Here is an 8,295-nt window from a genome sequence, read left to right as displayed (position 1 = left end):
CGGCGGAATGGCGGCTGGCGGCGCCGCGGGCGGCGCCCGCTGCCCCGGCCGGCTGGCCAGGAGTGCCGCTGAGCGCCGCGACGCAACTGGCCGCCACGACGCTGGCCGCCACCAGGGCGCACCCGATGACGGCCGGCCACGATCCCCGGCGGATGGTCAGCTTCAGCACAGGTCTTCAACTGTATAGGCGCCTTAGGTGAGCGCCAGCTTGAGGGCCAGCAGCACCATCGTCACCCCGACGAGCAGGTCCAGGATCTGCCACGCGCGCGCGGTGGCGAGCAGCGGAGCGACAAGCCGGGCGCCGAAGCCCAGGCTGGCGAACCAGAGCGCGCTCGCCGCTCCCGCGCCGACGGCGAACCACCACCGGCCCGACGGTCCGTGCGCGTTCGCGACCGAGCCGAGCAGCACCACGGTGTCCAGGTAGACGTGCGGGTTGAGCCAGGTGAACGCCAGTGCCCGGCGCAGCACCACGGCCCGGGAGCGGGCGCCGGAGCCCGCAGGCGCCGCGGTCAGCGCGGACCGGCGCCGCGCGCGCCATGCCGAGGACAGCCCGTACCCGGCAAGGAAGGCGACCCCGATCCACCGCACGAGGACCAGCGCCCACCCGGCGTGCTCGACGACGGCGCCGATCCCGCTCACCCCGGCGGCGATCAGCACGAAGTCGGAGAGCGTGCACACCGCGACGACCGTGCCGACGCACCGCTTGCGCAGCCCCTGGCGCAGCAGGAAGGCGTTCTGCGCGCCGATCGCCACGATCAGCGACAGCCCGGTGAGCAGCCCGTCGATGGATGCGCCCTCCATGGACCCGACGCTAGGCACGCCGCATAGTGAAGGCAAACAAATGTTTCTTATCAGTCATTAGCTATGCTTAACTTAGCCGGTGGACCTCAATCAGGGCCAGCTTGACGCGCTCGTGGCTATCGCCGATCACGGCTCCTTCGAGGCCGCCGCCCGGCAGCTGCACATCACTCCAAGCGCGGTCAGCCAGCGCATCCGCGCCCTGGAGGCGGCGGCGGGCCGGGTCCTGGTCAGCCGGGCCACCCCGTGCCGTCCCACCCCGCAGGGCGAATGGCTGGTGCGACTTGGCCGGCAGACGCGGCTGCTGCAGGTCGAGGCAAGCCAGGCGCTCGCCGCGGCCAGCGCCGTCGAGCTGCCGGTGGCGGTCAACGCCGACTCGCTTGCCACGTGGTTCCGCGACGTGCTGGCCGAGGCGGCGGCGTGGGACGCGACCGCGATCCGCCTGCACGTGGAGGACCAGGCGTACTCGCAGAAGCTGCTGCGCAGCGGCGATGTGCTCGGCGCGGTCACCAGCGAGCCGGAAGCCGTGCAGGGATGTTCCGTCGAGCCGCTTGGCGCGCTGCGCTATGTTCCCGCGGCTGCCCCCGCGCTCGCGGACCGCTGGCGGCGCGGGCGGTCGCCGGACTGGGCCGCGATGCCGTCCATGGTCTTCAACGACAAGGACGATCTCCAGCGGGAACTCCTGCGACGCCAGGGCATCACGCACGCACCGGCGATCGTCCACCAGGTCCCGTCCTCGGCCGACTTCTACGCGGCCGTGCGCGCCGGCCTTGGCTGGGGCATGCTCCCCGAGCCGCAGGCCAGCGCCGACCTGGCCGCCGGCCGGATCACGCGGCTGTCACCTGACGTCATCGACGTGCCGCTGTACTGGCAGCGCTGGCGGCTGGACTCCGCGCGGCTGAGCGCGCTCACCGGCGCCGTGCGGGCGGCCGCCCGGCGGCACCTGCTGCGCGGCCGGGCCGGCTCCGATCGGACGACGCCAGGGCCGCGCATCTGACGGTATGCGCAGGAACTGCCGCAGCTGCGGCTACGCTCTGACTATGACGCAGGAGGCAGACCGGAGTCCCGCTCAGTCGGGCGCCGGAGCGGGCCGCGGGCCCGCCCGGCAGCCGGCGGCGGTGACCGGTACTGGCCAGACGCACGGTGCCGGGCAGGCACGCGCGGCTGGGCAGAAGCGCGGGGCAGGACGCCCCGTGCGCAAACCGCAGGGCAGGCCGTCGCTTGGCGGCGGACAGCCCGCCCGCGACCGCGAGCTGCGGGCGCAGGGTCGCGAGACCGTGCGCAAGCTGCTCGAGGCGGGCATGGTCGAGTTCGAGGAGCGCGGCTTCAACGGCGTGCGCGTCGACGACGTGGTGCGCCGGGCAGGCATCTCGCACGGCACGTTCTACCTGTACTTCTCCAACAAGGAGGACCTGTTCAGGGCGCTGCTGCGGGACGCGCTGCACGACATGGAGATCGTCGCAGGCGACTTCCCCGTGGTCACGAGCGACGAAACGGGCCTGAGGGTGCTCCGCCAGTGGGTGCGGAAGTTCTTCTCCGCCTACGACTCGCACGCGACAGTGATCCGCATCCTCAGCTCCGCCGACCTGGTGCCCGACGAGGTCTACGGCGACGGGCTCCGGCTGTTCTTCAGCATCGCCGAGGCGATGACGACAGGCATGACGGCGGCCGCCGAGGCCGCCGGACGGCGCCAGGAACACGCCGAGCTGACCGCGGTCGCCTGCCTGATGATGCTGGAGCGGGTGAACTACCTGATCAGCACAGAAGTGGAGCTGCCTGTCGCGGAGATGGCCGACCGGATCGCGGACATCATGTTCGCCGCCTTCGGCCTCACCGTCGCCTTAGCGCCGGGTACCGGGATTGGTGGCGGGGCGATCTCAGATAGTGGGACACCGCGCCGGCCGCGCCGTGGTTCGGGACCGGCGGGCCGCGGGTAAGAATGGCAGACGTGCGTTTTCTCCACGACATCGAACCCGCGACCGACCTGACCTACAGCGACGTGTTCATGGTGCCCGGGCGCTCGGCGGTCGGCTCGCGGCTGGACGTAGACCTGACGACGCGGGACGGCAGCGGCGCAACGATCCCCGTCATCGCGGCGAACATGACCGCGGTGTCCGGGCGGCGGATGGCCGAGACGATCGCGCGGCGCGGCGGCATCGCGATCCTGCCGCAGGACATCCCCGCCGACGTCGTCGCCGACGTGGTCGCGTGGGTCAAGACCCGCGACCTCGTGGTCGACACGGCGATCACGCTGTCCCCGACCGACACCGTCGGGGAGGCGCTCGCGCTGCTGCCCAAGCGGTCGCACGGCGCCGTCGTCGTGATCGACGCCGCCGGGGGGCCGGTCGGCGTGGTCACCGAGGCGGACTGTGCCGGGGCGGACCGGTTCGCGCAGCTGCGCACCGTGATGTCCGCGGACCCGGTCACGCTGCCCGCGGGGACCGCGCCGGCGCGCGCGTTCGCGCTGCTGCACGAGGGGCGGCACCGGCTGGCGCCGGTGGTGTCGCCTGCGGGCGAGTGCGTTGGCATCCTCACCAGGACCGGCGCGCTGCGCGCCACGCTGTACACGCCGGCGACGGACCGGTCGGGACGGCTGCGGATCGGCGCCGCCGTCGGCGTCAACGGGGACGTGGCCGCCAAGGCCAAGCTGCTGCTCGACTCCGGGATCGACGTGCTTGTCGTGGACACCGCGCACGGGCACCAGGAGAAGATGCTCGCCGCGCTGCGCGCCGTACGGGCGCTAACGCCGGCGGTTCCCGTGGTGGCCGGGAACGTGGTGACGGCGGCCGGGGTCGCGGACCTGGTCCAGGCGGGCGCCGACATCGTCAAGGTCGGGGTCGGTCCTGGCGCCATGTGCACGACCCGGATGATGACCGGCGTCGGACGGCCGCAGTTCTCCGCCGTGCTCGAGTGCGCCGCGGCCGCCGCCCGGCTCGGGGCCTTCGTCTGGGCCGACGGCGGCGTGCGGCACCCGCGCGACGTCGCGCTTGCGCTGGCGGCCGGGGCGTCGGCCGTGATGATCGGCTCCTGGTTCGCGGGGACCTACGAGTCGCCAGGGGACACGTTCCGCGATCCCGACGGGCGGCTGTACAAGGAGAGCTTCGGCATGGCGTCGGCGCGCGCGGTGCGGCTGCGCTCGGCCGCGGACTCCGCGTATGAGCGGGCGCGCAAGGAGCTGTTCGAAGAGGGCATCTCCTCGGCCCGGATGTACCTGGACCCGCTGCGGCCGGGCGTGGAGGACCTGCTCGACATGATCGTCGCCGGGGTGCGCAGCGCGTGCACGTACGCGGGGGCGGCCGACCTTGTGTCCTTGGCCGACAAGGCGGTGGTCGGCGTGCAGAGCGCGTCGGGCTACACCGAGGGCATGCCGGTGCGGGCCAGCTGGTAGCGTGGCCTGCTCGCTCGCCGCTCGCTAGCTCGCCGCGCGCTCGCTCGCCGCGGGCGGCTCAGGCGCCGCGGGGCGGCCGGTGTCCCGCGGCCCGGTGACCGCGTGCGGGAGGCGCACCGCGCCGGCCGCCCACGCGGCGATGCGGTCGACGAGCCTGTCGTCCGTGGCCCGCTCGGCATGGCCGAACCCGGGGATGAGCCACAGCTCCTTCGGCTCGCGGGCGCTCGCGTAGAGCTGGCGGCCGTGCTCTGGCGGGAAGTAGACGTCCTTGTCGCCGTGCACGATCAGCACGGGCACCGGGGAGATCCGCGCCGCGGCGTCGGCGGGCGGCAGCGGCTCGGGGTCCCATCCGCCCGACGCGATCCTGGTCTGCAGGAAGTGCCTGGCGAACAGGCGGCCGACCCGCTTTTCCGCGACGAAGTGGACCTTGCGCATCGGCACGGTGTCGCGGTAGAACCAGCGGCCGGGCCCGCTCACCGAGACCACCGCGTCCACCCCGCCGCGCAGCGCGGCGTGGCGCAGCACGACCGAGCCGCCCATCGAGAACCCCACGGTCGCGACCTGGCGATAGCCGAGCTCGCGGGCGTAGTGCACGGCGACGTCGAGGTCGTAGATCTCCTTGTCGCCGAGCGTGGAGCGCCCGCCGGACCGTCCGTGTCCGCGGAAGTCGAACGTCACCACCCCGGCCGCCGCGTTGAAACGCTGCGCCACCCGCCACACCATCGGTTTCTGCCACGACAGGGTGAACCCGTGCGCCACCACGATCGCCAGCTCCCGGCGCCCCGGCAGGTGCACGGCGTCGATCGGGACGCCGTCCTGCGTGACCAGTGTGGCAGTCATGACGACGGGTTTCACAGCGCTCCATCCATCCGGGGGTCCGCCTCGCCGCACATACTAGGCAGGCGCATATACCTAACGAGCCACACGCCCCAGACATGCCACAGGCCGCGCATCCGGGCACCGTGCCGCTGTCCGGATGCGCGGCCCCGCTTACGCTACGGCCGCAACGTAGCGCAAGACTCAATCGTCGGCGGTTTCCCTGACGGGCTCCTCGGTCGTGGGCGAGGCCTCGGCCTGCGCCGTGACGGACAGGTGCGAGAGGGTCTCCTCGACCGGGTAGGCCTCCTCGCCGTGGACCGCGATGTCGCCGATCTCCAGCTCCTCTGGCGAAAGCGTGAGCTTCATCCGCAGGACGTACTTGATGAACAAGAGGATGGCGGCGGTGACGAACGAGTCCCAGATGATGATCGTGAGCGCGGCGAGGAACTGCACGAGCAGCTGGTGCGGGTGCCCGTAGAACAGGCCCGCGCCGCTGACCGAGGAGGTCTTGCCGACGCCGATGTACTCGATCACGTTCGGGTCGGCGAGGCAGCCGACGAGCAGACCGCCGAACAAGCCCGCTATGCCGTGCGTGTAGACCACGCCGAGGGCGTCGTCGACCTTGTTGAACGGCCACACGTACTTCGGCAGGTACTCCCAGGCGAGCCAGACGATTACCGCGTCGATCAGGCCGATCAGGATCGCGCCGAGGCCGTTGACGTAACCGGCCGCCGGGGTGATGCCGACCAGGCCGCAGATCATGCCGTTCACGCCGCCGAGGAACGTCGGCTTCTTCGACTTGCTGAAGAACATGTCCATGAAGATCCAGGTCATCATCCCCACGGCGGTGGCGAGGTTGGTGTTGACCACGGCCGCGGTCGCGTCCGCGCCCGCGAAGTACGGGTCACCGCCGTTGAAGCCGTTCCAGCCGAGCCACAAGATGCCCGCGCCGACCGCGACGAACAGCAGGTTGTTCGGCACCGCTTTCTCCCGGTCCCGCTTCAGCCGCGGGCCGACGATCCAGGCCGCGGTGAAGCCGGAGACGCCGGCCGCCAGGTGGATGACGTAACCACCGGAGAAGTCCAGCGCGCCCTTCTGCGCCCAGTAGCCGCCGCCCCAGAGCAGGAAGGCGTTGACCGCGTAGGCGAACGTGATCCACAGCGGAACGAAGATCAGCCACACCTTGAAGCTGATGCGGCCGACCACCGAGCCGATGAACAGGATCGGGGTGATCGCGGCGAACACGAACTGGAAATACGCCACCGAACCCTGCGGCTGCGTGAAGTGCGGCATCAGGCCGTCCAGCAGCGGGATATTCGCCTGGCCCTGAAGCGCGTTGGCACCCAGGATCGTCCTCGGGTCGCCGACGAAGCTGCTGATGAGCGGCGTGCCAAAGCCCATCTTGTAGGCCCAGAGGACCCACGTGATGAGGGTAAGGCAGAAGGTGCAGAACACCATCATGACGGTGTTCATCGCCCACTTCTTCTGCACCAGGCCGCCGTACAGCACGGCCAGAGCCGGGATGGACATGAGCCCGACCAGCGTCGCCGCCGTCATCTGCCAGGCATTGTCTCCAGACACCAGCCAGGTAGGGTATGGAATCACTGTTTTACTCCTCCAGGGCTACCTGTATGAAGGGCCTCTCGGGTTCCAGGGTCGCCCCCCGGGCTTGCTGGCCCGCCCCGGCCGCTCCGCGTGCTTGCTGCAACGGTTAATGTTTCCCATGCGCGGGTTTCGACCGCATTTCCCATTTGTTACGCTGGCGGTAACGTGGCAGGTGGAATGGGCCAGGATGTTTCCTGAATATGTCCGCAAGTCCTGCCGGTCGGCCCCGCATTGGCCCTGACGCCTGCTGGTACCTGGGCGTCACATTGCTGTAACGTTGCCGGGTTTGCTCCTTGAGGTGACCGCCTCGCGGACGTACGCTGACAGTCACGCGAGATCTGGTAAGCGCTTACCGTCGCGGCACCGGCTAGCCGCGGCACAGCGGGTAAGCGCTTACCACAGGGCAGGGAGGCGTGCCGTGACGGTGCTGGCAGATGGCAGGGAGCCAGGCGAGCCGAGTCAGGCAGCCGGCCCGGCAGACGACATCGCCCCGCCCACGATCTACGACGTCGCACGGGCGGCCGGGGTGTCGATCGCCTCGGTGTCGCGGGTGCTCAACGGCCGCCGCAACCCCCGTCCAGAAACCAGGGACCGCGTGCAGCGCGCGGTGGCCGAGCTTGGCTTCGTCCCGGACAGCGCGGCCCGGGCGCTGAGCGTCCGGCTCAAGGAAGTCGTCGGCGTCGTGGTCAGGCGCCCGCTCACCGCCGGGCCGCCGGCGCCGGCCCCCGCCCCGTGGGTTCCCGCGGGCGCCTGGGACATGGCCGGGCTGCTCGGCTACGACGCGTTCGCCGACGAGACCGAGAGCCTGCAGTTCCACGACATGGTCAACCGCGGCGTCGAGCGGGCCGCGCAGCGCCGCGGTTTCGACCTGCTCGTGCGGTCGGTCGACATCACCGACCACGACGCGGGCAGGCGGGTGCTTGCGCTCGCCCGCAAGAGCGACGGGCTGATCCTGCACGACCGGGTGCTCGAGCCGGACCAGCTCGACCAGCTCTCGCGCCAGGTGCCGATCATCACGCTGGCCGGCATCGCCAGGCCGACGACGGCCAACGTGGGCAGCGACAACGAGACGGGGATGCGCGCCCTGGCCAGGCACCTGCTGTACGACCACGGCTATACGACGCTCGGCTACCTCGGCGGCTACGCCGACAGCCCGGACAGCCAGGCGCGGCTGCAGACGCTCGCGGCCGAGGCCAGGGGGGCGGGCGCGGTGCTGTTCTCCGGGCCGCAGTGGCAGGGTAACTACTACGCCGCCGGGGCTGCCGTCGTGACCGAGCGGCTGCTCGCCTCGGGCCTGCCGCTGCCGCGGGTCATCGTGTGCGCGAACGACCAGAGCGCGCTCGGCGTCATGTACGTGCTGCGCCGCAGCGGCGTGGACGTGCCCGGCCAGGTGGCGGTGACCGGCTTCGACGACATCCCGATGGCCAGGCACCTGCACCCGCAGCTGACCACGGTCAGGCAGCCGATCGGCGAGCTCGGCGAGACCGCGTTCGAGGTGCTCTACTCGATGATCAGCGGCGAGCAGCCGGCCGAACGCGACATCGCGCTGCCCACCCGGCTCCTGTGCCGGGAAAGCTGCGGCTGCCAGCCGGGGGCCACGCTCGCCGGCGTCACGGAGTTGTCGTCCGTGCGACACCTGAGGTCCTAGTGAGCCGGCCGTGAGTTCTTGCGGTCACCACGTGAGC

7 protein-coding genes are annotated in these 8,295 nt (G+C 71.3%); 4 read left to right on the top strand and 3 right to left on the bottom strand.

What is annotated here, in order from left to right; translation table 11 throughout:
• Positions 1-192 precede the first annotated feature (192 nt).
• The gene (locus Q1N79_RS24275) at positions 193-801 is read right to left on the bottom strand and encodes a LysE/ArgO family amino acid transporter (RefSeq protein ID WP_300612765.1); all 609 of its coding nucleotides are present in this window, start codon (positions 799-801) and stop codon (positions 193-195) included.
• Between the two features lie 79 nt (positions 802-880).
• Between Q1N79_RS24275 and Q1N79_RS24270 the strand changes: the two genes are divergently transcribed.
• From Q1N79_RS24270 to Q1N79_RS24260, 3 genes are read left to right on the top strand one after another with little or no spacing between them, the layout of a single operon-like run.
• The gene (locus Q1N79_RS24270; RefSeq protein WP_300612764.1) at positions 881-1,795 is read left to right on the top strand and encodes a LysR family transcriptional regulator ArgP; all 915 of its coding nucleotides are present in this window, start codon (positions 881-883) and stop codon (positions 1,793-1,795) included.
• Positions 1,796-1,838: 43 nt separating this feature from the next.
• Positions 1,839-2,735 (top strand): TetR/AcrR family transcriptional regulator, encoded by an 897-nt coding sequence (locus Q1N79_RS24265; RefSeq protein ID WP_300612763.1) that lies wholly within the window; start codon positions 1,839-1,841, stop codon positions 2,733-2,735.
• A gap of 11 nt (positions 2,736-2,746) precedes the next feature.
• Positions 2,747-4,186, top strand: a complete 1,440-nt coding sequence (locus Q1N79_RS24260) for a GuaB1 family IMP dehydrogenase-related protein (protein WP_300612761.1) — start codon at positions 2,747-2,749, stop codon at positions 4,184-4,186.
• A gap of 24 nt (positions 4,187-4,210) precedes the next feature.
• Here Q1N79_RS24260 and Q1N79_RS24255 read toward each other — a convergent pair whose 3' ends face one another.
• Both Q1N79_RS24255 and Q1N79_RS24250 read right to left on the bottom strand, forming a co-directional pair.
• The gene (locus Q1N79_RS24255) at positions 4,211-5,026 is read right to left on the bottom strand and encodes an alpha/beta fold hydrolase (RefSeq protein ID WP_300612759.1); all 816 of its coding nucleotides are present in this window, start codon (positions 5,024-5,026) and stop codon (positions 4,211-4,213) included.
• A 180-nt stretch (positions 5,027-5,206) separates the two neighbouring features.
• Positions 5,207-6,586 carry an ammonium transporter gene (locus Q1N79_RS24250; RefSeq protein WP_300612758.1) on the bottom strand — a complete coding sequence of 460 codons (1,380 nt, stop codon included), beginning with the start codon at positions 6,584-6,586 and terminating at the stop codon, positions 5,207-5,209.
• 442 nt (positions 6,587-7,028) lie between these two features.
• On the opposite strand from Q1N79_RS24250, the gene Q1N79_RS24245 reads away from it, so the two are divergent.
• Positions 7,029-8,258 carry a LacI family DNA-binding transcriptional regulator gene (locus Q1N79_RS24245; RefSeq protein ID WP_300612756.1) on the top strand — a complete coding sequence of 410 codons (1,230 nt, stop codon included), beginning with the start codon at positions 7,029-7,031 and terminating at the stop codon, positions 8,256-8,258.
• The last annotated feature ends 37 nt before the right edge of the window (positions 8,259-8,295 follow it).

The organism is Trebonia sp. (genome assembly GCF_030042015.1).
Taxonomy (GTDB): domain Bacteria; phylum Actinomycetota; class Actinomycetes; order Streptosporangiales; family Streptosporangiaceae; genus Trebonia.
This window is presented reverse-complemented; position numbering and strand designations above follow the sequence as displayed.

Coding starts and splice junctions, on each gene's coding strand:
- Q1N79_RS24275 (WP_300612765.1), bottom strand. CDS start 801: ATGGAGGGCGCATCCATCGACGGGCTGCTCACCGGGCTGTCGCTGATC.
- Q1N79_RS24265 (WP_300612763.1), top strand. CDS start 1,839: ATGACGCAGGAGGCAGACCGGAGTCCCGCTCAGTCGGGCGCCGGAGCG.
- Q1N79_RS24255 (WP_300612759.1), bottom strand. CDS start 5,026: ATGACTGCCACACTGGTCACGCAGGACGGCGTCCCGATCGACGCCGTG.